The sequence below is a fragment of the Trinickia sp. LjRoot230 genome, from assembly GCF_964253315.1.
In the GTDB taxonomy this organism is placed as follows: domain Bacteria; phylum Pseudomonadota; class Gammaproteobacteria; order Burkholderiales; family Burkholderiaceae; genus Trinickia.
Window position 1 is genome coordinate 279,951 of sequence record NZ_CAXUQX020000001.1, and the last position, 25,706, is coordinate 305,656.

Here is a 25,706-nt window from a genome sequence, read left to right on the forward strand (position 1 = left end):
GCTATCCCGACTAGCCAATAAGGCCGCAATCTTCCGGCGCGCCGATCGCGAGATTCATACATTGAATTGCAGCACCAGACGCACCCTTGCCGAGATTGTCGAGCCGCGCCACCGTGACAAACTGCTGCTCGTTGCCGAAGACACACAGATCGACACGATTCGTCTCGTTGTTGGCTTGGACGTCGAAGAAACCGGCGTCGAGGTTCTCGTCGGCATCGAACGCCGCCACATGCACGAATTGCTCGCCCGCGTAGTACTCGGCGAACAGTGCTTGCACGTCGCGAGGCGTCACGCGCTTCCCGAGGTGCTGGGGCGAAAAGTAGGTCGTGACAGCGAGGCCCTTGTAGAAGTTGCCGACGATCGGCGTAAATACCGGCGCCGAATCGAGCCCGCTATGCGCGGCCATCTCGGGAAGATGCTTGTGGCTGAGCCCGAGCGCATAGGGTCGCGGGCTCGCGAGCCGCGCGGCGGGCGGATTGGCCTCGTAGTCGGCAATCATCTTCTTGCCGCCGCCGCTATAACCGGTGATCGAATAGCAATGTGCTGCAAACGCCGATGCCACCACGCCCGCCTCGACGAGCGGACGCATCGCAAGGACGAATGCGGACGCGTGACAGCCGGGCACGGCGATTCGCTTCGCATCGCGGATGCGCTCGCGCTGCGCGCGCGTGAGTTCGGGCAGACCGTATGCCCAATCCGCGTGCGTGCGAAATGCCGTGCTGGCATCGATGATGACGGTGTTGTCGTTATCGACGAGGCTTGCCGATTCGCGCGAGGCGGCGTCGGGCAGACACAGGAACGTGACATCGGACGCATTGATGAGCCGGCGCCGCTCGTCGACGTCCTTGCGTTTGGTCTCGTCGATCCGCAGGACTTCGACATCGGCACGTCGCGACAGGTATTCGTGAATCTTGAGGCCAGTGGTGCCTTCCTGTCCGTCGACAAAAACTTTCGTGCTCATCTCTTTCTCGCTGGTTTCACGACAATTCAATTGGCTGGACGCCGCGAAAGGGGCGCCAAAACCGTGATTTTACGGCTTTGGCGCGAACCTGGGGCAAAGCGTGGCGAGCCCACCGTTGCCGCGCGCCCGCTGCGGCGTTGGATCCGACATGTCTTTAGCGCCCTCAGCGGCCGTAGATCACCGTGATGCTTGCCTTGCCGAGCGAAGCCGCGCCGATTTCATGGTCGAACATGATCGCCGGGCGCCCCGCGGCGAGGCGCAGATCGGTGGTGCCGAGCGCATAGACCGTGATGACGTAGCGATGCGGCTTGCCCGGCGGCGGGCACGGGCCGCCGTAGCCGTTGCTGTCGTAATCGTTGCGGGCTTCGATGGCATGGATACCGGACAAGAAGCCCGATGCGCTCGCGTTGGTCGGTAATGAACGAACGGTCGCCGGAATGACGGCGATGGCCCAATGCCACCAGCCGGGCGCCGGCGCATCGAGATCGAACATCGTCACGGCGAACGCTTTGGTAGCGGCCGGCGCGTCGCGCCATTGCAACTGCGGCGAACGGTTCTTGCCGCCGCAGCCGTTTTTGTCGTAGACGAAGGCCTGGTCGATGGGCTTGCCCTGCTGCAAATCGGTGCTGGCGAGCGTGAAGGACGGTTCGGACAGTGCCGACGGGCTTGCAGCGGGGCCGAGCCCGATGCCAAGCGTAGCAATTGCTACCCATGCGGCGGCACGCCGCCCGCGAAACGGCAACCCTACCGATGCGACGACCGAGCACGGCTTGGGCATGAGCCAGTTCTCCCCCGGGAAGTGCGGTGCGGCAACCGCCACCGCAACGTCAAGCGCATTGCGCCGATTAATGGCCCGAACCGACATCGGGCGCTGGAATCGAGTCTAACATTGGCTTTCTCGCTCCCGCGCCCGCGCGTTCCCAATAAAGAGACATGAGAGCCCTGGTTGGCATGAACAAGTCGTCGGACCCATCCTCCTCGGCGCTCCCAAGCGCCGCCGCGCCCGTTCGGCGAATCCGCGTCGTGATGGCGGACGATCACCCTGTCATTTTGCTCGGCGCGCGGCATGCCCTTGCGCAGTTTGAAGATATCGAAGTGGTTGCCGAGGCGCGGCAATCCACCGAACTCGTCAACGTGCTGACAAGCATGCCGTGCGACGTGCTCGTGACCGACCTGGCGATGCCCGGCGGCCGGCACGGCGACGGTTTGCCGCTGATTGGCTACGTTCGGCGGCATTTCCCGGCACTCGCACTCGTGGTGCTGACGATGCTCGAGAACCCCGCGCTGATCCGGCGACTGGACGCGCTTGGTGTCATCGGTATCGTCAGCAAGTCGGACGACTTGACGCACATCGGCCTTGCCGTGCGCCACGTCATGCGTCGCCGGCCTTACGCCGGGCCGTCGGTGCGCGCGACGCTCGATGCGTGGCGCTTGACCAGCGGCCGGCGCGAACCGGCGGCGCTTTCGCCGCGCGAGATCGAGGTCGTGCGGCACTTCGCATCGGGCATGACGGTGAAGGAAATCGCCGATCGGCTCAATCGCAGCATCAAGACCGTCAGTTCGCACAAGATCTCCGCGTTGCGCAAGCTTGGCCTCGAACGCGATTCGGAATTGTTCCAGTATGCGCATAGCGCGGGGCTGATCAACCTGTCTTCCGCCTCGGCGGATTGACGGCGAAATGCGTTGTTCAGTGTGGTGTCGGAGCGAAAAAAAGCCGCTCGTTTTGGGGCGAGCGGCTTGTAGTCGAGCGTCGAACTTATCGATTTATTGCGGAGCCGCCGTGGCGCCGCCGTGCGCGGCGGACCATTCGGCCGGGGCGTGCAAAAATTTTTCCACTTCGTCGAGCGTGTTGGCTTCGAAGTAGCCGGACCCCTTCGCGACACGCAGCACGTCCCACCAGGTCGCGAGCGCGTGCAGATCGACATCGATGTCTTTGAGCACGGACACGCTTTCCTTGAAGATGTTGTAGTGAAACAGCACGAAGCAATGATTCACGCGCGCGCCGGCCGTGCGCAGCGCGTTGATGAAGTTGATCTTGCTGCGGCTGTCCGTCGTCAGATCTTCGACGAGCAGCACGCGCGAGCCTTCTTCGAGCAAGCCTTCGATCTGCGCATTGCGGCCAAAACCCTTCGGCTTTTTGCGCACATATTGCATCGGCAGCATCAGCCGGTCGGCGAGCCAGGCGGCAAATGGAATGCCGGCCGTTTCACCGCCCGCCACCGCATCGATCTGCTCATATCCGACATCGCGCAAAATCGTCGCCTCGGCCATCTCCATCAAGCCGCGGCGTACGCGCGGGTAGGAAATCAGCTTGCGGCAGTCGATATAAACGGGGCTCGCCCAACCCGACGTGAAAATAAAGGGATTCTCCGCGTTGAAGTGCACGGCCTGCACTTCGAGCAGCATCTTGGCGGTGGCGTCGGAGATCGTTTGGCAATCGTTGCCTGTCATGGGCAAATCCTTGGAGGTTGGGGCCGAAGGCGGGCGCACGCGCGACGCGCGCAAGGCGCATATTTTACCCGAGTTGCCGCTGCCCGCCGGAGGCGCAAGCGAGGGGTGTACACTAGCAGCCCCCCGCAAAATGCTCCAGCGCTGTCGCTGCCGCCCGCTTGGGGCCGCAACCGTCACGCTTTTTCGATCGACGTGGCACGGATTGTGGTGCGAGCGCGGGCCGAATTCATAACGTCTCGCAGGTCAAAACATGGACGAACAACTGAAGCAAAGCGCCCTCTCGTATCACCAGAATCCGCGGCCCGGCAAGATCTCGGTTACGCCGACCAAACCATTGTCGAACCAACTCGATTTGTCGCTTGCCTATTCGCCGGGCGTGGCCGCCGCGTGCGAAGCGATCCATGCCGATCCGCTCGACGCGCAAAAATACACGTCGCGCGGCAACCTCGTGGGCGTCGTGACGAACGGTACCGCGGTGCTTGGCCTCGGCAATATCGGCCCGCTCGCGGCGAAGCCGGTCATGGAAGGCAAGGCCTGTCTTTTCAAGAAGTTCGCTGGCATCGACGTCTTCGATATCGAGCTCGCCGAATCGGACCCGGACAAGCTCGTCGAGGCCATCGCGATGCTCGAGCCGACCCTCGGCGGCATCAATCTCGAGGACATCAAGGCGCCCGAGTGCTTCTATATCGAGCGCAAGCTGCGCGAGCGCATGAAGATTCCGGTCTTCCACGATGACCAGCACGGTACGGCCATCATTGCATCGGCCGCCATCCTGAACGGGTTGAAAGTGGTCGGCAAGGATCTCGCGCGCGTCAAACTCGTCTGCTCGGGCGCGGGTGCCGCCGCCATTGCGTGTCTCGATTTGCTCGTGAATCTTGGCCTCTCGAAGGAAAACATCCTCGTGGCCGATTCGAAAGGCGTCATATACGAAGGCCGTGGCAATCTCGATCCGTCGAAGGCCGGTTACGCCGCCAAGACCGAGGCGCGCACGCTGGCCGACGCGATCGACGGGGCCGACGTGTTCCTAGGTTGCTCGAGCGCCGGCGTACTCAAGCCGGAGATGGTCAAGAAGATGGCCGCCACGCCGCTGATTCTCGCGCTGGCGAACCCCGAGCCCGAGATTCGCCCTGAAGACGCGAAAGCCGTGCGGCCCGACGCGATCATTGCGACAGGTCGCTCGGATTATCCGAATCAGGTCAACAACGTCCTGTGCTTTCCGTTCATCTTCCGTGGCGCACTCGACGTGGGCGCCACGACGATCACGGAGGAGATGAAACTTGCCTGCGTGCGCGCCATCGCCGCGTTGGCCGAGGAAACGGATCAGGGCGACGAGGTGGCCAAGGCCTACGAAGGGCATTCGCTCGAATTCGGTCCCGAGTACCTGATTCCGAAGCCGTTCGATCCGCGCTTGATCATGAAGATCGCGCCAGCTGTCGCGCAAGCCGCGATGGATTCGGGCGTCGCAACGCGTCCGATTCAGGACATGGACGCTTACCGCGAGCAACTCGGCGCAACGGTTTATCACACGGGCATGGTCATGCGGCCGGTGTTTGCCGCCGCCAAGTCGAACGCAGCGCGCATCGTATTTGCGGAAGGCGAAGACGAACGTGTATTGCGCGCGGCTCAATTCGTGCTGACCGAGAAAATCGCGAAGCCGATCATCATCGGGCGTCCTGCCGTCGTCGACATGCGGTTGAAAAAGATCGGCTCGAAGCTCAGGTCCGGTGTCGACTTCGAGCTGGTGAACCCGGAAGACGATCCGCGCTATCAGCAATGCTGGCAGGCTTATCACGATATCGGCGCGCGCGAGGGCGTCACACCCGAAGTGGCGAAAGCGGCGATGCGCAAGTTCAATACGCTGATCGGCGCAATCCTCGTGCGCTTGGGCGAGGCCGACGGCATGATTTGCGGGCTGATCGACACGTATCACAGCCATTTGAAATTCATCGATCAGGTGCTGGGCCGCGCGGCGCGAGCCGAGCACTATGCGGCAATGAACCTGCTGATGTTGCCGGGGCGCAATCTTTTTATTTGCGACACCTATGTCAATGAGGTGCCGAGCGCCGAGCAGTTGGCGGATATGGCCGTGTTGGCCGCGCGCGAGATCGAGCGTTTCGGCATGGTGCCGAAGGCTGCCCTGCTATCGAACTCGAACTTCGGCAGCACGCCGTCTGCATCGTCGCAGCGCATGGCGGCCGCGCGCAAGCTGATTGCCGCGCGCGCGCCGGCCCTCGAGATGGACGGCGAAATGCACGGTGATGCGGCGCTTTCGGAGATGATCCGCAAGCAGGCATTCCCTCGTACGACGCTCACGGGCGAGGCCAATCTGCTGCTGATGCCCAATGTCGAGGCGGCGAACATCGCCTATAACCTGCTGAAGATGGTCGGTGGGGAAGGGGTAACGGTGGGCCCGTTCCTGCTCGGCGCGGCCAAGCCCGTGCATATCCTGACGCCTGCGGCGACGGTGCGGCGCATCATCAACATGACGGCGGTGGCTGCGGCCAACGTGCGCGTTGAGTGATGCTGATGCTTAGGAGTCCGATTCATATTCGTTAGGGCTGCTAAGCAAGTTCGGGCGAGGGGCGGCATTGCTCTTGCCGCCCCCGATCTTTCCCGGTCCTACGCCACTTGCTGCGCTACTCCGCCGCCCGGCGCGCGCCAGCGCGCGAGCAGCGCGTCCCACTTCTTGCGCACCGCGCGCAGATTGTTTTCCTTCACATGCCCATAGCCGCGAATGCCGTCGGGCAGCTCGGCAAGCTCGATCGCAAGCGGCAGCTTGTCGGCCGAGAGCGAGCCGATCAGTTCACGCACAAGCGCCTCGTATTCGCCGATCAGCGCACGTTCGGTACGACGCTCCTCGGTCTTGCCGAACGGGTCCAGCGCCGTGCCGCGCAGGAACTTGAGCTTCGCGAGCAGCCTGAACGCGGGCAACATCCACGGGCCGAATTGCTTTTTGATCAAATGGCCGTTCGCATCGTGCTTAGCGAGCAGCGGCGGCGCCAGATGGAAATTCAACTTCCAGTCACCCTCGAATTGGGTTTGCAGCTTGGTGAGGAACGCAGGGTCCGTCTGCAGCCGCGCGACCTCGTATTCGTCCTTGTAGGCCATCAGTTTGTGAAGGTTGCGCGCCACGGCTTCGGTCAGCGGCTCGCCCAGGCCGTCGCCGTCGAGCTTACGCTCGGCTTCCCGCACCGTGTCGACAACTGATCGATAACGCTGCGCATACGCCGCGTTCTGATAAGCGCTCAAGTACGCAACGCGTTTGGCGACGAGCGCATCGACTGCCTTCTTCGTGTGCAGTGAGATGACGGTTGCACCGGTCGTACTCGTTGCACCGGAAGCCTCGCGCTCGGCCGCCGGTTTCACAGCGTCCAGCACACTGGCCGGATCGTGAGCGGTACGACGGCCCCATTCGAATGCCGCGATATTTTTTTCGACCTGCACACCGTTGAGCTCGATCGCGCGCACGAGCGACCGGTGCGAGAGCGGCAGCCAGCCATGTTGCCAGGCATAACCGAGCACGAACGGGTTCGTGTAGATCGCGTCGCCAAGCAGCGCCACCGCAAAGCGGTTTGCATCGACGAAATCGACGGCGTCGCCGGCCGCGGCGCGCACATCGTTCTCGGTGCTCGACCCGGGGAACGTCCAGTTCGGATTCTTGATGAACTCGGCCGTCGGTGTCTTCGCGCTATTTACCACGACACGCGTGTGGCCGTGCTGCATGCGCGACGTGCATTCGTCGCTCGCGGTCACGATGGCGTCGCAACCAATGACGAGTTCCGCTTCGCCCATTGCGATGCGCGTAGCGTGGATGTCGTCTGGCGTGTTGGCAATCTGCACGTGGCTCATGACCGCGCCGCCCTTTTGCGCGAGCCCGGTCACATCGAGCACGGTCACGCCTTTTTGCTCGAGATGCGCGGCCATGCCGATCAGCGCGCCGATCGTCACGACCCCCGTGCCGCCCACGCCCGTCACGAGCACGCCATACGGGCGGCCGATTTCGGGCAGCGTTGGCTCAGGCACGGCGGGCAACTCGCCCGCGTCTGCGCCGCGCGCCTTTGGCTTGCGCAGTTGCCCGCCTTCGACGGTCACGAAGCTCGGACAGAACCCCTTGAGGCACGAAAAGTCTTTGTTGCAGCTTGACTGATTGATTTGCCGTTTGGTGCCGAACTCGGTCTCGAGCGGCTCGACCGACAGACAGTTCGACTGCACCGAGCAGTCGCCGCAGCCTTCGCATACCGCTTCGTTGATCACGACGCGTCGCGCCGGGTCGGGAAATTGCCCCTTCTTGCGACGCCGCCGCTTTTCGGTGGCGCAGGTCTGGTCGTAGATGAGGATGGACGTGCCCGCGATCTCGCGCAATTCGCGCTGCACGGCGTCGAGCGTGTCGCGGTGATGGATCGTCACGCCAGGGGCGAGCAGCGCCGTGCCATTGACGTCGTACTTGTTCGGCTCATCGGTGACGATCACGATTTTCGCCGCGCCTTCTGCTGCGAGCTGATGCGTGATCTGTGGCACGGTAAGCACGCCATCAACGGGCTGACCGCCCGTCATCGCGACGGCGTCGTTGTAAAGAATCTTGTAGGTGATATTGACCTTCGCCGCGATCGCTGCGCGAATCGCAAGCAATCCAGAGTGAAAGTAGGTGCCGTCGCCCAGATTGGCGAATACATGTTTGTCGTTCGTGAAGGGCGCCTGGCCCGTCCACGCCACTCCTTCACCGCCCATCTGACTGAAGGTGCTGGTATTGCGATCCATCCACACCGTCATGTAGTGACAGCCGATGCCGGCCATCGCGCGCGAACCTTCCGGCACGTTTGTCGATGTGTTGTGCGGACAGCCCGAGCAGAACCACGGCTTGCGTTCGATCGCAACGCGCGGCTTGGCGAGCGCTGTTTCCTTGGCATCGATGACGGCCAGGCGGGCGCCAATGCGCGCACGCACGTCGGCCGGCAGGTCGAATTTCTCGAGACGCGTCGCGATCGCTTTGGCGATCAACGCGGGTGAGAGCTCGTAATGCGCGGGCAGCAGCCAGTTGCCCATCGGCACGGACCATTCGCCGCCCGCGCCGTCTTTCTCGTCGAACTTGCCGAATACGCGCGGACGCTGCCCATCGGGCCAGTTATAAAGTTCTTCCTTGATCGCATACTCGAGAATCTGCCGCTTTTCCTCGACGACGAGAATCTCCTGCAGCCCGCGTGCGAACGCATGGGCACCTTGCGCTTCGAGCGGCCACACGCAGCCGACCTTGTAAAGGCGAATGCCGATGCGCGAGCAGGTCTCGTCATCGAGGCCGAGATCAACGAGGGCCTGGCGCACATCGAGATACGCTTTGCCGCCGGTGATGATGCCAAAGCGCGCTTGCGGCGAGTCGATCTCGACACGATCAAGTTTGTTCGCCCGCACATAGGCGAGCGCCGCATACCATTTGTAATCGAGCAGCCGCGCTTCTTGCACGAGCGGCGGGTCGGGCCAGCGAATATTGAGACCGCCTTCCGGGAGCGCGAAATCGGTGGGCAGGACGATCTGCGTGCGCTGCGGATCGATGTCGACGGACGATGAAGATTCGACCACATCCGTCACGCATTTCATGGCAACCCACAAGCCCGAATAGCGGCTCATGGCCCAACCATGCAGGCCGAAGTCGAGATACTCCTGAACGTTCGACGGAAAGAGCACCGGCAAGCCACATGCTTTGAAGATGTGCTCGGACTGATGCGCGAGCGTCGACGATTTGCACGCGTGATCATCGCCGGCCAGCACGAGCACGCCGCCGTGCCGCGAGGAACCTGCCGAATTGGCGTGCTTGAGCACGTCGGCCGAGCGGTCCACGCCGGGGCCTTTGCCGTACCACATCGAAAAGACGCCGTCGTACTTCGCGCTCGGATACAAGTTGACTTGCTGCGAGCCCCACACGGCGGTGGCAGCAAGGTCTTCATTCACGCCGGGCTGAAAGACGATGCGATGGCTCGCCAAGTGCTGCTTGGCCTTCCAGAGTGCGATGTCGAGCCCGCCGAGCGGGGAGCCGCGGTAGCCGGACACGAATCCGGCGGTGTTGAGCCCGGCGGCCTGATCGCGCGCCTGCTGCAGCATCGGCAGTCTGACGAGCGCCTGGATACCGCTCATATAAGCGCGGCCGCGTTCGAGTGTGTATTTGTCGTCGAGCGTGACGGAAGACAACGCGGCTTCGAGCGACGCTCGCTGACCAGCGTCTAGCGGGGCATTCATTATGTGGACTCCTCCAACCCTGTTTGGGATTGCGAAAACGTCGTCGGCATCTTGTGGACGCCCCGACCGGCCGCCATATTGACGGCTTTTTACAGATGGTATCACTGGGAGAAACCCGCCGCAGGACATCAAAAATGCCGCGGTGCGCCGTCTGGCGCGTCAGTGCGGGCATTTCGACATCTCATATGAATCTCGTATTGGATCGCGAGAGGTATCGGTCTGTAACGAGGGTAACGCGCTGTATGGAAGCTGGAACCGCGGCGGCGCCCCTGGTCTAATTGCCTGCTCGCCGCAACATGCGAGTGCCGTAAAACGACTCGCGTTCAGCAGCACCGGGCGCGAAAGAGAGAAAGGAGTACAGATGCACAAACGAAATGTTCAGAGCTTTCTGATGGTTTCCGCCGCTTTTTTTGCGATGAACCTGCCGGTTCCCGCGGCCAGAGCCGCGACGCCCGACAGGTTGGCCGCCGCCGTGTCTCATGGCGTGCGGATGGCGGGCGCGGGTGTCGGCCCGCAGGCCTTGGATCAGGTATCGAAAGCCGATTAGGAATTCGTCGCGCGCCGCCGGGATTAGCTCGGCTCGACGCGCTCAATCAACGAGTACGAAAGGGCGCAAACGTTCGCATTACGGCGGGCGTCGCGCCTTTTTCGTTTGCGCGGGCCGTGCGCAGCTCAGGCCTTATCGTGTAATACGCCGCGTCGGATCTGGTCGAGTTCGATCGATTCGAATAGCGCCTTGAAGTTTCCCTCGCCGAACCCTTGATTGCCCTTGCGCTGGATGATCTCGAAGAAGATCGGTCCGATTTGGTTCTCGGTGAAGATCTGCAGCAGCAGGTCGTCTTTCGCTCCATCGATCAGAATCTTGCGCCGTTTCAACTCGGCAAGCGGCTCGCCATGCTCGGGCACGCGGCGATCAACCAACTCGTAATAGGTATCGACCGTATCGAGCAGTTGCACGCCCGATGCCCGCAGTCCGTCGACGGTCCGATAGATGTCGTGGCTGCCGAGCGCGATGTGCTGGATACCCTCGCCGTGATAGGCCTCGAGATATTCCTGAATCTGCCCGGCCGTTTCCGAGCCTTCTTCGTTGATCGGAATGCGAATCTTGCCGCACGGTGAGGTCATCGCTTTCGATTTGACGCCGGTCACCTTGCCTTCGATATCGAAGTAACGAATCTCGCGGAAATTGAAGAGACGTTCGTAAAAGGCCGCCCATTCCTGCATTCGTCCGCGATGGACGTTGTGCGTGAGATGGTCGATATGGGTCAGGCCGTGTCCGACAGGGTTCGGATCGGCCGCCTCGATGGGCTCGAAGTCGACATCGTAGATGTCGATGTCGCCAACGCTGCCCGGTGCGGCACCATGCTTGCCGCGCCAGCGGTCCACGAAATAGATCAGCGAGTCGCCGACGCCTTTGATGGCGGGGATATTGAGCTCCATCGGGCCGGTCTTGTTGTCGAACCCCCAGGCGCCGAGTTCGAGCGCGTGGCGGTACGCTTTGGCCGCATCGTTGACGCGAAACGCGATGGCGCAGATCGACGGCCCGTGCAGACGCGCAAACCGTTGGGCGAATGAATCGGGCTCCGCGTTCACGATGAAATTGATGCCCCCTTGCCGATAAAGCGTCACGTCTTTGTGGCGATGTCGTGCAACGGCGGTGAAGCCCAGCCGCTCGAATAGCTTGCCGAGCGCTTTCGGGTCGGGCGCCGTGTATTCAATGAATTCGAAACCGTCGGTGCCGACCGGGTTATCCCACGTTTGAATTTGCATGCGCGTCTCCGTCCTTGTGGGCCGGTGCGATGCCCGGCGCCTGATAGACGCAAGTGTATAGCGCGCGCTGAGGCGAAGTGTTGCGGATTGCGGTGCGGCAACCTACTATGGCGCAATCTTCTGCCAATGAAGGCAGGCTTGCATGAGAAAAATGGCCGATATCGAATTAGACGCCGTCGATCGGCGAATTCTGGCGATCCTGCAGGAAAACGGACGTGCCTCGAATCAGGAGATCGCCGAGCAGGTGAATCTTTCGCCGAGCCCTTGTCTGCGGCGGGTCCGCCGTCTCGAGCAAAGCGGAGTCATTCGCGGCTATGTCGCGCTGCTCGATCCGCAAAAGCTTGGTTTGGGGTTGCTTGCCTATGTGAACGTGCGGCTCGAAAAGCGCGGCGGGGCAACGGGGCATGCCGGCACGACCCACGCCGAGCTGTTTCGTGCGACGGTTCAAAGCTGGCCCGAGGTGGTGGCTTGCCATGCGATGACCGGCGAAATGGACTATCTGCTGCGTGTCCAGGTGAAGGACATGGTGCATTTCTCCCGCTTCGTGCAGGACCAACTGCTGCACCATCCGTCGGTCGTCGATGTGAAAACGAGCTTTGCCCTCGAGAGTTTCAAGGAGACGACGGCGCTGCCGATTCTCTGATGGCGGGCGCGTCGCGTTGCGCAGCGGTGTTTCACGCTATGCGAGCGCGTCCGACGGCATGATGGCCTCGATGATCTGCGTCGTGCGCTGCGCTTGGCGCTTGATCGCATAGTCAAAGACGGCGGCTTGTTCCTGCAGCATCTCGGTGACGATGCTGGTCTGGTCGGCGGGGGCCAGCGTCAGATACGCGTCGGCGCTGCCGTAGGCATATTCGATCCGCATGCCGGCCTTCTTGGCGATATGCATCATCTTTGTGTTGCGCGCCAGGCAGTACATGTAGAGCGTCGTGACGTGCGTGTTGCGGCTGTGCATGGCCGCGCGCTCGAAGAGTTGCGTGCCGATGCCTTTGCCGCGCGAACGCTCGAGAACCGATACGCCGAATTCTGCTGTACGCGCTTTGCTCTCGGCGGGCAGATAGGCCAGATGGCCAACGCCGACGAGCGCGAGTGCGTCGTCAAACACGCCGAAGACCGTGTCGCGCGCGAAGTCGATCATGCCGACATAATTCTCGATGACATGATCGGGCACGACTTGACCAAAGCGCAGCAGCCGGTCGTCGTCACCGAGCGAGAGGAAATGAGCGAGCAGGCGCTCGCGATCCTTGGCGGTCAGCTCGCGCACGAGAACCCATTCGCGGCCGTTCGTATTGGAAGGCTGCGTGGTTGCACCAGTCGGCGCGGCTAGGGTGCGAGAATCGGTCACAAGGTCCTCCTTTTGGTTCGGCATGCGTATTGCTGCATCGCAACGCGAGTCTACTTGAAACGCATGTTCGAGCCTAGGGAAAACCCGTATTTTTGCCGAGTGCGGCCTCTATTTCGCGCGGACGTTAAAACACAAGCAATTGATTTTTATAAGAAATATATGAGTGTTGTATCGGCGCACCAGGTCATGCTGTTGCGTTTGCACCGCGTTTGAAGATGCTGCGGTGCGGTGCGGTGCGGTGCGGTGCGGTGCGGGGCCGCGGCCAATTATGGCGTCGCGACAGAGGCGCGAAGGCCGCGCTCGAGCACGTCGATGACCTGCGCTGCGAAATCCTGATAGCCGAGACGGCCTCCCGGCCTGAGCCATGTAAACGTCCAGTTGATCATCCCGAAAACCATCATCGTGAGCGGCGTCTGATTGTCGTTCGTGACGCGCTCGGGATAGGCACGGGCGAGCTGGCGCGCAAACGCGGCGACGATATCGCGCTGTCGATCGAGGACGATCTCGCGCTGCGTCTCGACCAGATATTTGACATCGTTGAGCAGTGCGACGTGGCGGCTATGCGACGTTTCATATTCGGCCAGAAAAGCGCGCACGAGCTCGGCAAACGTCTCGCGCTCGGAGAGGCCGCGCCGCTGGCTCGACCCTTCGACCTCGGCGATGATCAGCATGAGCCGCTTCGTATAGCGGTCGAGCAGATCGAAGAGAATCGCTTCCTTGCTGTCGTAATAGTGATAAAGACGCGCTTTCGACGTGCCGCTCGCGGCAGCAAGGTCAGCCATCGACGTACTCGGATAGCTCGTTTGGGCGAATTTGGCGGCGGCGAGTTCGAGAATCTGCTCTCGCTGCGCTTCATGATCGGGTGCTCGGGTGCGGGCCATGAAATCAAGTGGTTGGGTTGGCGGTCGACGATTGTGGTCCGGCGGCGGATGCAGCACGTATTTGCAAACCACGCCAGCTTGCCGGGCCGCTTGGTTCCCCGCTCAACTGAACGAGTCCGGCCGCGGCGAGTTCGCGGCAGCGCCAGCACGCGAGCGCATCGGTGACGAAGAAACCGACCTCGGTGACCATCAGTTCGCCTATGAGCGGACCGACGTCGCGCCACTGAGGCTCGGCGCGCCGCAAGATCACGGCGTCGAGCGGCGCGAAACTGCCATATTCGATCTTGCCGGCGCGCCACGCTCGCGCATCGGACGGCGTATTTTTGACGGCATCCCATTCGCTGGCGAGCTGCGCTGCGCGAGCCACGGCGATGGGCATCGCGTCGGCGCGTCTGAACAAGAGGGTCTGCGCGGCGAACATGCCGACAGCCGTAGCGCCGTTGTCACGGGTGGCCGCACGCGACGACGGCGGCAGGTCCGCAAGCGACAGGCTGACTTCGAACAAGCGATGCGGCGCCTTGCGCAGGTGGTAGGCGATGCGGCGCAGCATCAGCTGGTCCGCCGCGCTTTGCCCGTGCCAGACGAGAACGGGCGCGTCAGAGCCGACCAGTGCCGCGATCCGCGCCATGTCACTTTCGATTACAAGCGAGAAATCGATGGTGGCGTCGTCGCCGAAGACGGTGCGCCAAAAGGCGGCCCGGCCGGCCGGCGATTCATCGACGTCATCCAACGGGCCCACCGCCAGGTCGTCTCGCAGATCGACGATCTGCTCCTCGCCGCCCGCAAGAGCAAGTGCCTCGCGCAGCGAGTCGGCGGCGCTTCCGCCCGGCGTGATATGAATGGGGTGAATGGGTTCCATATGTCGCAGAATTCGTCGCGTTGGAAAACGGAGCGCCGCGCTGCGCGAGTCCATTCAATTCATTCTTGAACGCGACCGTCGCAGCGCGGCGCTAGTGTAAGCGAAACGCGACGAGCGCCGCGCTAGCGCTCGTCGTAGCTTACGACGACGCGCTCGGTTACCGGGTGGCATTGGCAGGTGAGCACGAATCCGTCACGAATCTCCTGCGCTTCGAGCGTGTAGTTCTTGTCCATTTTCACTTCGCCTTCGAGCACCTTCGCTCGGCACGTGCAGCATACGCCGCCCTTGCAGGCATAAGGCAGCGCGAGCCCCGCATGCAGCCCGACGTCGAGCAGGCTCGCGCCCGTATACGGCAGGCGCAGCTTGCGGCGTTTGCCGTCGAGCACGATCTCGAGGTCGGCCGCCGGCGTGTCCTCGGTGATCTCGACGACAGGGGCGCCCGCCTGCGGCAGCGGCGTGCCGAAGCGCTCGACGTGGATCTTCGATTCCGCGACGCCCGCTGCTTTGAGCGCGGATTCCGCGGCATCCATCATTGGTGCCGGGCCGCAGATAAATGCTTCGTCAATCGTGCCGGCTGGTACGAGTGTCGCCAGGAATGCCGCACATTTGGCTTCGTCGAGAACGCCGTTAAATAGTTCGGTGTCCTGAATATCGTCTGAGAGCACGTGATAAAGGATGAAGCGCGTCATGAACCGGTTTTTCAGATCCTCGAGCGCTTCGGCGAACATGACCGAGTCGGCATCGCGGTTGCCGTAAATGAGCGTGAACGTACTGCGCGGTTCGAGTTCGAGCGTCGTCTTGACGATGGCAAGCACCGGCGTGATGCCGGACCCGCCGGCGAACGCCAGATACCGCTTGCCGTGCTCGGCGTTCAGGTGCGTGAAGAAGCGCCCGTCGGGCGTCATGACCTCAACCAGGTGACCGGCTTTAAGCGTATCGAACGCGAAATTCGAAAAGCGTCCCCCTCGTACGCGTTTGACGCCGATGCGCAGTTCGCCATCGCGTTCGTAGTCGGTCACCCCAACGCAGATCGAATAGGAACGCCGCAGCTCGACACCATCGACATGTGCCTTGAGGGTGACGAACTGTCCTTGCGTGAAGCGATAGTCGTCGCGTAGCTCAGGCGGCACTTCGAAACAAACGGAAACCGCGTCGGCGGTTTCGGGCCGCACCTCGCGAATGCGCAGCGCGTGAAATTGCGGGGTGGCCATATCAATACCGATATCAATAGGGTTTGAAGTAGTCGAAGGGCTCGCGGCAGTCGAGGCAGCGATAAAGCGCTTTGCATGCCGTCGAGCCGAACTGGGCGAGTCGTTCGGTGTGCGCCGAGTTGCATCGCGGGCATGTCGGCAGCGCGCTCGCGCTGGGCATGAAGCGAATGACGCGCTCGGCCGTGGCCGACGCCGACGCGCCGTCACCGACGGGCGGTGCAATGCCATATGCATGCAGTTTCGCTCTTGCGGCATCGGTAATCCACTCAGTCGTCCACGCGGGCGCGAGCGTGGTTTCGATGCGATAGGGGCCGAGCTTCGCGGCGTCGAGCGCGCGCCCGATGTCCTCCGCGATCTGCGCCATGGCCGGGCAACCGGAATAGGTTGGCGTAATCACGACCTCGATGGTGCCGTCCGCTGCGCGCGTCACGTTGCGCAAAATGCCGAGTTCGCGGATCGATACCACGGGAATCTCGGGGTCCGGCACCGCCTCCAGCACCGACCATGCATGTTGAATGATGTCGTCGTCGATCGAATCGGCGCGGGTGCTCACGGGTGCCGAGAGATGATTAGGTGTCCGAAACATATTGGGCGCGTAAAACGAAAACGAGACTTGGTTGGCGGCAAGCGCGACGAGGCTACCAGCGTGCGCCCGGGTGCTGGCGCGCGAGCCCTTGCAGTTCGGCTAGCAAGAAGCCCATGTGCTCCGAGTGCTCACCGAGCTTGCCCTTGCTCGTATGCTGCGTGGCGGCCGGGAGAACGAGTGTGGCTTCGTCTAGCGCCTGTGCGAGCGCGTCGGACCATGCCGCTTCGAACTGCGCTGCGCGCACGCCGATGCCAGCCGCGGCGACAGCGTCTTCCACTGCATCGGCCACAAAAAATTCGCGTGTATAAGGCATCAGAAAATCGAGTGCGGCTTGCGCGCGCCGATGCGATTCATCGGTGCCATCGCCAAATCGCACGAGCCATTCGCGCGCGTGATGCAGGTGATAGCGTGTTTCCTTGATCGCCTTCGAGGCGATGGCGGCCAACTGCGCATCGCAAGACGCTTCGAGCGCGCTCCAAACGTGCACCATCAGGGCAGCGTAAAGAAAGTTGCGCACGATCGTGACGGCGTAGTCCTGATTGGCGTGGGTCGCGGCGCATAGCGGGCCGAAATGAGGCAGCTCCACGAGCGTGTAGTTGGCGAACTCGCGCTCGTTGCGAAAATAAGCGTAATCGTCTTCGGTTTTCGTGACGCCGATCGCCTGGAATTCGAGCGTGGCCGCATGCGAATAGAGCATGCGTGCCTGGCCGATCAAATCGAGGCTCATATTGGCGAGCGCGATGTCCTCTTCGAGCACGGGGCCGTGGCCGCACCATTGCGCATTGCGCTGACCGAGAATCAGCGCGTTATCCGCCAAGCGCAGCACATAGGCGAGATGTTCGGTTGTAATCGTCGTCATCATCGTCATTGCGCGCTTACATGTGATTGACTTCGTCTGGCAACGTATAGAACGTTGGATGACGATAAATCTTGTCGCCGGCCGGTTCGAACATGTCGGCTTTTTCGTTCGGATCGGATGCGGTAATGGCCGACGCCGGCACGACCCAGATGCTGACGCCTTCCTGCCGGCGCGTGTAGACGTCGCGCGCCATGCGCAGTGCCATCGATGCATCGGTGGCGTGAAGACTGCCGCAGTGCTTGTGATCCAGCCCCTGCTTGCTGCGCACGAACACTTCCCAAATCGGCCATTCTTGGTTCATCGAGACACCCTTCGATCATCTGAATAATTAAGAGAACTAACGGATGCGGGCATGCGTCATGCCGCTTGCGCCACTTCGCGCCTGCGTTGTTTTTCGCTATGAGCAAGCGCCGCTTCGCGCACCCACGCGCCGTCGCCGTGAGCTTTCACGCGCGTGGCAAGCCGTTCCTTGTTACAGGGGCCGTCGCCATTGACGACACGCTTGAATTCGTCCCAATCGATCGGACCATAGTCGTAATGCCCGCGTGCTGCGTTCCATACCAACTTCGGGTCGGGCAGAGTGACGCCGAGCACCTTCGCCTGGTCGACTATTGCGTCGACGAACTTCTGCCGCAAATCGTCGTTCGAGATGCGCTTGATGCCCCATCGCGCCGACTGCTGGCTATGCACGGAATCTTTGTCGCTCGGGCCGAACATCATCAAGACGGGCCACCACCATCGGTCGACCGCCTGCTGCACCATCTCGCGCTGCGCATCGGTGCCCTTCATCATCGCCAGCAACGCGTCGAAGCCTTGACGTTGATGAAACGATTCCTCCTTGCAGATGCGGATCATCGCGCGTGCGTAGGGACCATAGGTGCAGCGGCACAGCGGAATCTGGTTCATGATCGCGGCGCCGTCGACGAGCCAGCCGATCACACCGACATCAGCCCACGTCGGCGCCGGATAGTTGAAGATGCTCGAATATTTGGCGCGCCCGCTGTGCAAGGCGTCGATCAGTGCGTCGCGCGATACGCCGAGCGTTTCGGCCGCGCTATAGAGATACAGGCCATGTCCCCCTTCGTCCTGCACCTTCGCGAGCAAGATGGCCTTTCGCTTCAAGCTGGGCGCGCGGGTGATCCAATTTCCCTCGGGCAGCATGCCGACGATTTCGGAGTGCGCGTGTTGCGAGATCTGCCGCACGAGCGTGTTGCGATACGCGTCGGGCATCCAGTCCTGCGGCTCGATCTTCGCATCCGCGGCAATTGCGGCGTCGAAACGGACATCCTCTGCCGTGCTGGGAGCGCTATGCTCGACGCGCGCCGCGTGATCGGGAGTATCGAGGGATTGCGTATACATAAAGCGCACTCGTCTAGGGGATAACGGTTCGTTCCAGGAGATAAGCCAACCGACCGGTCGGTTAATCAATTGTCGCAGGGTCAAGGCGGCAATGCAACGGCGTTGGGCGAGTTAAGGGGGTGGGCATACCCTAAAGGAGCTTCGCCTTTGCCCGGACGCGAGCCGCGCGTTGTCGGGCACAATCGGGTTTTTTTCGACGGAATTCGCATGAACTGCTGCAGCCGGATGGCTCTGGGCGCGCTCGGTGCCTTATCGATCTACATATTTCCGCTGGCATTCGGCGCGGCGAGTGCGGTTGGCGGCGAGCCTTCGTCGTCAACGCAATGGGTCGCCGCTTGGGCGACTGCGCTGCAGGCGATCCCGGCGTTGCCCGATCCACCGCCGCTCTACCGGGCGCCGGACGTGTCGGACCGCACGGTTCGCGAGATCATCTACCCGCGCTTATCGGGCGAAAAGGTCCGCCTTCATGTCAGCAATGCCTACGGATGTGCGCCGCTCGTCCTTTCGGATCTGCGGCTGGCTCGCTCGACGGGAGGCGCATCGACGAAAGCCGATACATCCGTGCGGTTCACTTTCGGCGGCCGCGTTTCGCTCGAATTGCAGCCGGGGCAGGAAGCGGACAGCGACGCGGCGGCCTTCCCGCTGCAAGCTGGCGTTGCCTACGCCGTGAGTGCCTATTCGCCGAGTGGGCAGGCGCTGAGCGCTTGGCATCGCGTCGCGAATCAGGTGAACTATGTGTCGGCGCCGGGCGACCACGCGGCCGATCCGGCCGCGCCTGCTTATCCGACGCGATTTACCGCGCACGCGTGGGTGACCGGGATCAGCGTGGAGGCGAGCGCTACATCGGCCTCGGCAATCGCGGCGATCGGCGATTCGATCACCGACGGCATGCGTTCGAGCCTCAACGCTAACCGCCGCTGGCCGGACGCGTTCGCACACCGGCTCGCCGAAGGCGGCTACCGTACGCTGTCGGTGCTGAACGTCGGCATCAGCGGCAACCGGCTGTTGAGCGATTCACCGTGCTACGGCGAAGCGCTCGAGCGCCGCTTTGCGCGTGATGCACTCGCGCGTCCCGGCGTGAAGGCGGCCGTTGTGCTGATTGGCATCAACGACATCGATTTCGCGACGATGCCCCCGCGCCGAGGGCTCGACTGCGACGCACCGCATACAGCGGTGACGGCGCAAAGCATCATCGAAGGTTATCGTCGCTTGATCGGGCAGGCGCATCGTTCGGGCGTGCGCGTCTTCGGTGCGACGCTGACGCCGGCGTCGCTGCCGCCCTCGCGTGAAAATATTCGCGTGGCGGTGAACGAGTGGATCAGGTCGAGCCGGGCGTTCGATGGCGTCGTGGATTTCGACGACGCATTGCGCGATGCCGTCCATCCCGAGCGTCTGCGCGCACAGTACGACAGCGGCGACCACCTTCATCCGAGCGATGCCGGCTATGCGGCGATGGCCGCCGCGGTGCCGTTGGACCTTTTGCTAACGGCCACCCATTCGCGCTGAAAAACCGCTGAAAAAAAGTTTGGACATAGGCTTGTCATATGAGGTGGCTTCGCCTACTATTCGCTTCCTCTTTGAGAGGGACGAGAAAGGGTGGCCAAGCGGCCAAGTGGTTTTAAAAAACCAGTTGACGATAGTAGTAACGGGCCGCATAATCTCGCTTCTGTGCTGCAAACGCAGCGACGCAAGACAGGCAAGGCGCTGGAGGGGCAACCCGAAGGAAGGCTGGGCTGGTTAAGCGGTGCGATCTTTAACAATTCACAGTCGATAAGTGTGGGCGCTTGATGGCGAGTGCGCAGTTGAGCCTTTCGGGGTTCGACGGTAAAGCGAAAGCATCAAGTCTCACACAGTATTGAGGAAGGTTTAGAGCCGTTGAAAGACGGTTCGAGAACTGTCAGTACGTTGAGTGAGCGACCGATTCTGAGAAGAATCGAAAACAGTAACAGGTATTGAACTGAAGAGTTTGATCCTGGCTCAGATTGAACGCTGGCGGCATGCCTTACACATGCAAGTCGAACGGCAGCACGGGGGCAACCCTGGTGGCGAGTGGCGAACGGGTGAGTAATACATCGGAACGTGTCCTGGAGTGGGGGATAGCCCGGCGAAAGCCGGATTAATACCGCATACGCTCTGAGGAGGAAAGCGGGGGATCTTCGGACCTCGCGCTCAAGGGGCGGCCGATGGCGGATTAGCTAGTTGGTAGGGTAAAGGCCTACCAAGGCGACGATCCGTAGCTGGTCTGAGAGGACGACCAGCCACACTGGGACTGAGACACGGCCCAGACTCCTACGGGAGGCAGCAGTGGGGAATTTTGGACAATGGGGGCAACCCTGATCCAGCAATGCCGCGTGTGTGAAGAAGGCCTTCGGGTTGTAAAGCACTTTTGTCCGGAAAGAAAACCTTTGCCCTAATACGGTGGAGGGATGACGGTACCGGAAGAATAAGCACCGGCTAACTACGTGCCAGCAGCCGCGGTAATACGTAGGGTGCAAGCGTTAATCGGAATTACTGGGCGTAAAGCGTGCGCAGGCGGTTTGCTAAGACCGATGTGAAATCCCCGGGCTTAACCTGGGAACTGCATTGGTGACTGGCAGGCTAGAGTATGGCAGAGGGGGGTAGAATTCCACGTGTAGCAGTGAAATGCGTAGAGATGTGGAGGAATACCGATGGCGAAGGCAGCCCCCTGGGCCAATACTGACGCTCATGCACGAAAGCGTGGGGAGCAAACAGGATTAGATACCCTGGTAGTCCACGCCCTAAACGATGTCAACTAGTTGTTGGGGATTCATTTCCTTAGTAACGAAGCTAACGCGTGAAGTTGACCGCCTGGGGAGTACGGTCGCAAGATTAAAACTCAAAGGAATTGACGGGGACCCGCACAAGCGGTGGATGATGTGGATTAATTCGATGCAACGCGAAAAACCTTACCTACCCTTGACATGGACGGAATCCTGCTGAGAAGTGGGAGTGCTCGAAAGAGAACCGTCGCACAGGTGCTGCATGGCTGTCGTCAGCTCGTGTCGTGAGATGTTGGGTTAAGTCCCGCAACGAGCGCAACCCTTGTCCTTAGTTGCTACGCAAGAGCACTCTAAGGAGACTGCCGGTGACAAACCGGAGGAAGGTGGGGATGACGTCAAGTCCTCATGGCCCTTATGGGTAGGGCTTCACACGTCATACAATGGTCGGAACAGAGGGTTGCCAACCCGCGAGGGGGAGCTAATCCCAGAAAACCGATCGTAGTCCGGATTGCACTCTGCAACTCGAGTGCATGAAGCTGGAATCGCTAGTAATCGCGGATCAGCATGCCGCGGTGAATACGTTCCCGGGTCTTGTACACACCGCCCGTCACACCATGGGAGTGGGTTTTACCAGAAGTGGCTAGTCTAACCTTCGGGAGGACGGTCACCACGGTAGGATTCATGACTGGGGTGAAGTCGTAACAAGGTAGCCGTATCGGAAGGTGCGGCTGGATCACCTCCTTTCTCGAGCGAAGTGCGCTTAAAGTTGAGCGCTCACGCTTATCGACTGTGAAGATAGACAGACTCAGGGGTCTGTAGCTCAGTCGGTTAGAGCACCGTCTTGATAAGGCGGGGGTCGTTGGTTCGAATCCAACCAGACCCACCATGTCGATGATCGTTAGTGCTTTAGCACTTGCGAGCATCCCATCCCCGTAGGGGGTGCGGCGGATGCCCTGGGAATGCATTGGTTATGCGGGGGCATAGCTCAGCTGGGAGAGCACCTGCTTTGCAAGCAGGGGGTCGTCGGTTCGATCCCGTCTGCCTCCACCACCCCCTCTATCGTTAGCGCTTTAGCGCTTACGAGAGCGCGGTCCCCGAAGGGGATGGGGCGTCTCCAATGACAAGTGTTTGTGCCAAGTGCGGCCCGAGTCTTTGTCATTGGCGATTGAGCCATTGAGTACGGCACGCGAGTGTCGACTGTCGATCTTTAACAATCTGGAAGAAGAAGTAATGGATATTGGACGCATCTATGAGATGGATGCGAAAGATATCAGGGTAGTGATTGTATCAGTATGAAAAGTTATCGAAAGATGGCTTGGAATACGGCAAACGCAAAACTCAAACCTGTAGCGCAAGCGTGAAGGCGTGCATCGAAGGATGTATGGTTGAAACGCTCTCGTTATAGGGTCAAGCGAACAAGTGCATGTGGTGGATGCCTTGGCGATCACAGGCGATGAAGGACGCGGTAGCCTGCGAAAAGCTTCGGGGAGCTGGCAAACGAGCATTGATCCGAAGATGTCCGAATGGGGAAACCCACTCCGAATGGAGTATCCATGACTGAATCCATAGGTCATGAGAAGCGAACGCGGCGAACTGAAACATCTAAGTAGCCGCAGGAAAAGAAATCAACCGAGATTCCCAGAGTAGTGGCGAGCGAAATGGGATCAGCCGGTACACGTTATCTTCGACGTTAGCCGAACGCTCTGGAAAGTGCGGCCATAGCAGGTGATAGCCCTGTAGGCGAAAACGACGAGGAAGGACTAGGTGTACGACAAGTAGGGCGGGACACGTGAAATCCTGTCTGAAGATGGGGGGACCATCCTCCAAGGCTAAATACTCGTGATCGACCGATAGTGAACCAGTACCGTGAGGGAAAGGCGAAAAGAACCCCGGGAGGGGAGTGAAATAGATCCTGAAACCGCATGCATACAAACAGTCGGAGCCTGGAAACGGGTGACGGCGTACCTTTTGTATAATGGGTCAGCGACTTACGTTCAGTAGCAAGCTTAACCGAATAGGGCAGGCGTAGCGAAAGCGAGTCCGAATAGGGCGTTCAGTTGCTGGGCGTAGACCCGAAACCAAGTGATCTATCCATGGCCAGGTTGAAGGTGCGGTAACACGTACTGGAGGACCGAACCCACTAACGTTGAAAAGTTAGGGGATGAGCTGTGGATAGGGGTGAAAGGCTAAACAAACTTGGAAATAGCTGGTTCTCTCCGAAAACTATTTAGGTAGTGCCTCGTGTGTCACCTTCGGGGGTAGAGCACTGTCATGGTTGAAGGGTCCATTGCGGATTACTTCGCCATAGCAAACTCCGAATACCGAAGAGTGCAATCACGGGAGACAGACATCGGGTGCTAACGTCCGGTGTCAAGAGGGAAACAACCCAGACCGCCAGCTAAGGTCCCGAAATATAGCTAAGTGGGAAACGAAGTGGGAAGGCTAAAACAGTCAGGAGGTTGGCTTAGAAGCAGCCACCCTTTAAAGAAAGCGTAATAGCTCACTGATCGAGTCGTCCTGCGCGGAAGATGTAACGGGGCTAAGCTATATACCGAAGCTGCGGATGCGCACGCAAGTGCGCATGGTAGGAGAGCGTTCCGTAAGCCTGCGAAGGTGCACCGAAAGGTGTGCTGGAGGTATCGGAAGTGCGAATGCTGACATGAGTAGCGATAAAGGGGGTGAAAGGCCCCCTCGCCGTAAGCCCAAGGTTTCCTACGCAACGTTCATCGGCGTAGGGTGAGTCGGCCCCTAAGGCGAGGCAGAAATGCGTAGCTGATGGGAAGCAGGTCAATATTCCTGCACCATTGTGAGATGCGATGGGGGGACGGATCGCGGAAGGTTGTCCGGGTGTTGGACGTCCCGGTCGCTGCATTGGAGAAGGCGCTTAGGCAAATCCGGGCGCGTAATTCAAGGGTGTGGCGCGAGCGGCTTTAAGCTGCGAAGCAATCGGAAGGGGTCCCAAGAAAAGCCTCTAAGCTTCAGTCTCACAATGACCGTACCGCAAACCGACACAGGTGGGCGAGATGAGTATTCTAAGGCGCTTGAGAGAACTCGGGAGAAGGAACTCGGCAAATTGGTACCGTAACTTCGGGATAAGGTACGCCCCTGTAGCTTGACTGGCCTGCGCCAGAAGGGTGAAGGGGTTGCAATAAACTGGTGGCTGCGACTGTTTAATAAAAACACAGCACTCTGCAAACACGAAAGTGGACGTATAGGGTGTGACGCCTGCCCGGTGCCGGAAGATTAAATGATGGGGTGCAAGCTCTTGATTGAAGTCCCGGTAAACGGCGGCCGTAACTATAACGGTCCTAAGGTAGCGAAATTCCTTGTCGGGTAAGTTCCGACCTGCACGAATGGCGTAACGATGGCCACACTGTCTCCTCCCGAGACTCAGCGAAGTTGAAGTGTTTGTGATGATGCAATCTCCCCGCGGCTAGACGGAAAGACCCCATGAACCTTTACTGTAGCTTTGCATTGGACTTTGAACCGATCTGTGTAGGATAGGTGGGAGGCTATGAAGCGTGAACGCTAGTTTGCGTGGAGCCGTCCTTGAAATACCACCCTGGTTTGTTTGAGGTTCTAACCTTGGGCCCTGAATCGGGCTCGGGGACCGTGCATGGTAGGCAGTTTGACTGGGGCGGTCTCCTCCCAAAGCGTAACGGAGGAGTACGAAGGTACGCTAGGTACGGTCGGAAATCGTGCTGATAGTGCAATGGCATAAGCGTGCTTAACTGCGAGACCGACAAGTCGAGCAGGTGCGAAAGCAGGTCATAGTGATCCGGTGGTTCTGTATGGAAGGGCCATCGCTCAACGGATAAAAGGTACTCTGGGGATAACAGGCTGATACCGCCCAAGAGTTCATATCGACGGCGGTGTTTGGCACCTCGATGTCGGCTCATCTCATCCTGGGGCTGTAGCCGGTCCCAAGGGTATGGCTGTTCGCCATTTAAAGAGGTACGTGAGCTGGGTTTAAAACGTCGTGAGACAGTTTGGTCCCTATCTGCCGTGGGCGTTGGATATTTGAAGGGGGCTGCTCCTAGTACGAGAGGACCGGAGTGGACGAACCTCTGGTGTACCGGTTGTCACGCCAGTGGCATCGCCGGGTAGCTATGTTCGGAAGAGATAACCGCTGAAAGCATCTAAGCGGGAAACTCGCCTTAAGATGAGATATCCCCGGGGCTTCGAGCCCCTTGAAGGGTCGTTCCAGACCAGAACGTTGATAGGTCGGGTGTGTACACGCAGTAATGCGTTCAGCTAACCGATACTAATTGCCCGTAAGGCTTGATCCTATAACCGGAGCGTTTTGCGCTCAGAGTTATCGCTTTAGCGATTACTCTGGGCTCACCCCCGTCAGGGGGCCACACGCCAACCCAGGTTTGAGGCGCGTTTGCCAACCACAATCACCACCCCGCTGTAACCATTACTCTTCTTCCCAGATTGGCTGGCCCGTGCTCA

At 60.4% G+C, this 25,706-nt stretch carries 18 protein-coding genes, 2 tRNA genes and 2 rRNA genes; 9 read left to right on the top strand and 13 right to left on the bottom strand.

Annotated elements, in window-relative coordinates:
• Positions 1 to 10: 10 nt before the first annotated feature.
• Positions 11 to 961 (bottom strand): N-acetyl-gamma-glutamyl-phosphate reductase, encoded by a 951-nt coding sequence (gene argC, locus ACSQ20_RS01265; protein ID WP_436016706.1) that lies wholly within the window; start codon positions 959 to 961, stop codon positions 11 to 13.
• Positions 962 to 1,124: 163 nt separating this feature from the next.
• Complete coding sequence (locus ACSQ20_RS01270; RefSeq protein ID WP_436022838.1) at positions 1,125 to 1,703, bottom strand: YbhB/YbcL family Raf kinase inhibitor-like protein; 579 nt, start codon at positions 1,701 to 1,703, stop codon at positions 1,125 to 1,127.
• A gap of 284 nt (positions 1,704 to 1,987) precedes the next feature.
• Between ACSQ20_RS01270 and ACSQ20_RS01275 the strand changes: the two genes are divergently transcribed.
• The gene (locus tag ACSQ20_RS01275; protein ID WP_436022840.1) at positions 1,988 to 2,632 is read left to right on the top strand and encodes a LuxR C-terminal-related transcriptional regulator; all 645 of its coding nucleotides are present in this window, start codon (positions 1,988 to 1,990) and stop codon (positions 2,630 to 2,632) included.
• A 93-nt stretch (positions 2,633 to 2,725) separates the two neighbouring features.
• Here the strand turns inward: ACSQ20_RS01275 and ACSQ20_RS01280 are convergent, their stop codons facing one another.
• The gene (locus ACSQ20_RS01280) at positions 2,726 to 3,412 is read right to left on the bottom strand and encodes an orotate phosphoribosyltransferase (protein WP_436016708.1); all 687 of its coding nucleotides are present in this window, start codon (positions 3,410 to 3,412) and stop codon (positions 2,726 to 2,728) included.
• A 250-nt stretch (positions 3,413 to 3,662) separates the two neighbouring features.
• Between ACSQ20_RS01280 and ACSQ20_RS01285 the strand changes: the two genes are divergently transcribed.
• A complete protein-coding gene (locus tag ACSQ20_RS01285; protein WP_436016710.1) occupies positions 3,663 to 5,933 on the top strand; it encodes an NADP-dependent malic enzyme in 2,271 nt (756 codons plus the stop codon).
• Positions 5,934 to 6,031: 98 nt separating this feature from the next.
• Here ACSQ20_RS01285 and ACSQ20_RS01290 read toward each other — a convergent pair whose 3' ends face one another.
• On the bottom strand, positions 6,032 to 9,640 hold the full coding sequence (locus tag ACSQ20_RS01290; RefSeq protein WP_436016712.1) for an indolepyruvate ferredoxin oxidoreductase family protein: 3,609 nt from the start codon (positions 9,638 to 9,640) through the stop codon (positions 6,032 to 6,034).
• Between the two features lie 361 nt (positions 9,641 to 10,001).
• Between ACSQ20_RS01290 and ACSQ20_RS01295 the strand changes: the two genes are divergently transcribed.
• Complete coding sequence (locus ACSQ20_RS01295; protein WP_436016714.1) at positions 10,002 to 10,187, top strand: hypothetical protein; 186 nt, start codon at positions 10,002 to 10,004, stop codon at positions 10,185 to 10,187.
• Between the two features lie 125 nt (positions 10,188 to 10,312).
• Here the strand turns inward: ACSQ20_RS01295 and hppD are convergent, their stop codons facing one another.
• A complete protein-coding gene (hppD, locus tag ACSQ20_RS01300; protein ID WP_436016716.1) occupies positions 10,313 to 11,410 on the bottom strand; it encodes a 4-hydroxyphenylpyruvate dioxygenase in 1,098 nt (365 codons plus the stop codon).
• Between the two features lie 151 nt (positions 11,411 to 11,561).
• Between hppD and ACSQ20_RS01305 the strand changes: the two genes are divergently transcribed.
• Positions 11,562 to 12,053: an Lrp/AsnC family transcriptional regulator gene (locus ACSQ20_RS01305; RefSeq protein ID WP_436022842.1), complete on the top strand. Its 492-nt coding sequence runs from the start codon at positions 11,562 to 11,564 to the stop codon at positions 12,051 to 12,053.
• Positions 12,054 to 12,089: 36 nt separating this feature from the next.
• On the opposite strand, the gene ACSQ20_RS01310 is transcribed toward ACSQ20_RS01305, so the two are convergent.
• The 8 genes from ACSQ20_RS01310 to paaA all read right to left on the bottom strand — a co-directional run bounded on the left by ACSQ20_RS01310 (position 12,090) and on the right by paaA (position 18,510).
• Positions 12,090 to 12,674 (bottom strand): GNAT family N-acetyltransferase, encoded by a 585-nt coding sequence (locus tag ACSQ20_RS01310; RefSeq protein WP_436022844.1) that lies wholly within the window; start codon positions 12,672 to 12,674, stop codon positions 12,090 to 12,092.
• Positions 12,675 to 13,021: 347 nt separating this feature from the next.
• Positions 13,022 to 13,636: a TetR/AcrR family transcriptional regulator gene (locus tag ACSQ20_RS01315; RefSeq protein WP_436016718.1), complete on the bottom strand. Its 615-nt coding sequence runs from the start codon at positions 13,634 to 13,636 to the stop codon at positions 13,022 to 13,024.
• A 4-nt stretch (positions 13,637 to 13,640) separates the two neighbouring features.
• On the bottom strand, positions 13,641 to 14,495 hold the full coding sequence (locus ACSQ20_RS01320; protein WP_436016720.1) for a DUF1835 domain-containing protein: 855 nt from the start codon (positions 14,493 to 14,495) through the stop codon (positions 13,641 to 13,643).
• Between the two features lie 122 nt (positions 14,496 to 14,617).
• A complete protein-coding gene (gene paaE, locus ACSQ20_RS01325; protein ID WP_436016722.1) occupies positions 14,618 to 15,706 on the bottom strand; it encodes a 1,2-phenylacetyl-CoA epoxidase subunit PaaE in 1,089 nt (362 codons plus the stop codon).
• 13 nt (positions 15,707 to 15,719) lie between these two features.
• A complete protein-coding gene (gene paaD, locus ACSQ20_RS01330; protein ID WP_436016724.1) occupies positions 15,720 to 16,292 on the bottom strand; it encodes a 1,2-phenylacetyl-CoA epoxidase subunit PaaD in 573 nt (190 codons plus the stop codon).
• Between the two features lie 52 nt (positions 16,293 to 16,344).
• On the bottom strand, positions 16,345 to 17,151 hold the full coding sequence (gene paaC, locus ACSQ20_RS01335) for a 1,2-phenylacetyl-CoA epoxidase subunit PaaC (RefSeq protein ID WP_436022846.1): 807 nt from the start codon (positions 17,149 to 17,151) through the stop codon (positions 16,345 to 16,347).
• A 16-nt stretch (positions 17,152 to 17,167) separates the two neighbouring features.
• Positions 17,168 to 17,452, bottom strand: coding sequence for a 1,2-phenylacetyl-CoA epoxidase subunit PaaB (paaB, locus tag ACSQ20_RS01340; RefSeq protein WP_436016726.1), 285 nt, complete (start codon positions 17,450 to 17,452; stop codon positions 17,168 to 17,170).
• 56 nt (positions 17,453 to 17,508) lie between these two features.
• The gene (gene paaA / locus ACSQ20_RS01345) at positions 17,509 to 18,510 is read right to left on the bottom strand and encodes a 1,2-phenylacetyl-CoA epoxidase subunit PaaA (RefSeq protein WP_436016728.1); all 1,002 of its coding nucleotides are present in this window, start codon (positions 18,508 to 18,510) and stop codon (positions 17,509 to 17,511) included.
• Between the two features lie 207 nt (positions 18,511 to 18,717).
• Between paaA and ACSQ20_RS01350 the strand changes: the two genes are divergently transcribed.
• The 5 genes from ACSQ20_RS01350 to ACSQ20_RS01370 all read left to right on the top strand — a co-directional run bounded on the left by ACSQ20_RS01350 (position 18,718) and on the right by ACSQ20_RS01370 (position 25,540).
• Entirely contained in the window at positions 18,718 to 20,016 is a 1,299-nt protein-coding gene (locus ACSQ20_RS01350) for an SGNH/GDSL hydrolase family protein (protein WP_436016730.1), read from the top strand.
• A gap of 448 nt (positions 20,017 to 20,464) precedes the next feature.
• Positions 20,465 to 21,995 (top strand): 16S ribosomal RNA (locus ACSQ20_RS01355).
• 65 nt (positions 21,996 to 22,060) lie between these two features.
• Positions 22,061 to 22,137, top strand: a tRNA-Ile gene (locus ACSQ20_RS01360).
• An 88-nt stretch (positions 22,138 to 22,225) separates the two neighbouring features.
• Positions 22,226 to 22,301: transfer RNA gene (locus tag ACSQ20_RS01365), tRNA-Ala, on the top strand.
• A 355-nt stretch (positions 22,302 to 22,656) separates the two neighbouring features.
• Positions 22,657 to 25,540: ribosomal RNA gene (locus ACSQ20_RS01370) — 23S ribosomal RNA — on the top strand.
• Together the 16S and 23S rRNA genes with 2 tRNA genes alongside form the textbook arrangement of a ribosomal RNA operon.
• The last annotated feature ends 166 nt before the right edge of the window (positions 25,541 to 25,706 follow it).